This is a genomic window from Nocardia pseudovaccinii NBRC 100343 (assembly GCF_001613225.1).
Lineage (GTDB): Bacteria > Actinomycetota > Actinomycetes > Mycobacteriales > Mycobacteriaceae > Nocardia > Nocardia pseudovaccinii.
The window spans coordinates 1-1,818 of record NZ_BDBY01000470.1; the positions used below are offsets into that span (position 1 = coordinate 1).

At 64.1% G+C, this 1,818-nt stretch carries 2 protein-coding genes; both read left to right on the top strand.

Going from position 1 to position 1,818, the window contains the following annotated elements:
* Positions 1-147: 147 nt before the first annotated feature.
* Positions 148-897, top strand: a complete 750-nt coding sequence (locus NP3_RS45945) for a rhomboid-like protein (RefSeq protein WP_245721403.1) — start codon at positions 148-150, stop codon at positions 895-897.
* A 58-nt stretch (positions 898-955) separates the two neighbouring features.
* Positions 956-1,642, top strand: a complete 687-nt coding sequence (gene nucS / locus NP3_RS45950; RefSeq protein WP_063047965.1) for an endonuclease NucS — start codon at positions 956-958, stop codon at positions 1,640-1,642.
* Positions 1,643-1,818: the final 176 nt, after the last annotated feature.

Consider the following 1,818-nt stretch of genomic DNA (forward strand, 5'->3'; position numbering starts at 1 on the left):
GCTTTCATATATTCTTTGTGTGCTGTACACCACGAGGTTTCGGAGCAATCTCACAGGGAACAGTCACCCTATGCGGCGCTCCGGCGTTCATCATGGAGAGTAACAGTAAGTAGTAATCAGCGTCGGCATGCTCGATAGGAGCGGTCGATGCGCATGGAGGTGTTGATGGTCGCAGCGACGACAACCGCCGACCGCGCGCCGGTCGATCCCCTCAGACCGCTTCGCTCGCGCTGGTGGCAGCTGAGACTCCCGGCGACGTTCGGATATCTGGTGGCTCTTGTCGCTGTCACCGCTGTCTTCTCCGCGATGAGTGAGACCTCGCAGGCGCGGGTGGTGCTGCACGCGAGCACGAATCTGCACAATCTGCTGAATGGCCGGGTGGGCACCGTGCTCTCGAGCGCGCTGGTGATCGGCGATGTCAGTGCCGCCTGGGTGCTGATTCCGTTGCTCGGTTGTCTGCTCGCACTTGCCGAACTGCGCTTCGGCGCGGTCCATATGGTGCGGGTGTTCCTGGCTGGACATATCGGTGCCACGCTCCTTGTCGCGGCCGGTCTCTGGATCGCGATCGAGGCCGATTGGTTGCCCGCGAGCATCCGCTGGGCACAGGACGTCGGCGTGAGTTACGGCGCTATGGCGTTGGTCGGGGCGATTGTGGTCGCCATTCCGCATCGCTGGCGAATCGCTTGGTCGACGGTGTGGTTTATCGTCGCGGCCGAGGGCGTGCTGATCGAACAGACCTTCACCAATGTCGGTCACCTGCTGGCCTTCTGTATCGGAACCGGGGTCGGCTTCGGTATGCTGCGCGCGAAAGCGGCATCTACCCGGCGGCTCACCCGGATCGAATCCGGTTTGCTCGCCGTGAGCGCGTTCCTCGCGGCGATTCTGCTCATGGGCTGACCGCCGACGCTGCAGGGGTGACGCTGGGCCGGGCCGGGCGTTCACCTACAGTGCTTGGGTGCGCCTAGTGATTGCTCGCTGTCAGGTCGACTACGTAGGGCGACTCACCGCCCATCTCGCGATGGCCCGCCGATTGTTGCTGATCAAAGCGGACGGATCGGTCCTCGTGCATTCCGATGGCGGCTCGTACAAGCCGCTGAACTGGATGAGCCCACCGTGCTGGCTGGAGGAGCGCGACGGTGATGCGGTGCCCGAGGGGGCGAAGGCCTTCTGGGTGGTTACCAATAAGGCGGGTGAGGAACTGCGCATCACCATCGAGGACATCGAGCACGACTCCGCGCACGAGCTGGGTGTGGACCCCGGTCTGGTGAAAGACGGTGTGGAGGCCCATCTTCAGGAGCTGCTCGCCGAACACGTGCAGACCCTCGGCCCTGGCTACACACTGATCCGCCGCGAGTACATGACCGCCATCGGTCCGGTCGACCTGCTCTGCCGGGATGCCGACGGTTCAACCGTGGCCGTCGAGATCAAGCGGCGTGGTGAAATCGACGGCGTCGAACAGCTCACCCGCTACCTCGAACTCCTGAACCGGGACCCGCTCCTTGCCCCGGTCGCCGGTGTCTTCGCCGCCCAACAGATCAAGCCCCAAGCCCGCACCCTCGCCGAGGACCGCGGCATCCGCTGCCTGACCCTCGATTACGACGCTCTGCGCGGCACCGAGAGCAACGAATTCCGCCTCTTCTAGCAACCCCCTCGCGCGCGAGTTCGCCTGCGGCGCATGAATTCACTCGCCGCGCACCGGTTTTTGCCGCTGCGTATGAGTTTGCGCGCCTGTACGTCGGTTCGTGCGCCACGCGTGAGCTCGCGCGCTGCTTATGGATTCGCCGAGCAAAGGTGGACGGCGCGCGAGGGTGTTGAGCA

Coding starts and splice junctions, on each gene's coding strand:
- NP3_RS45945 (WP_245721403.1), top strand. CDS start 148: ATGCGCATGGAGGTGTTGATGGTCGCAGCGACGACAACCGCCGACCGC.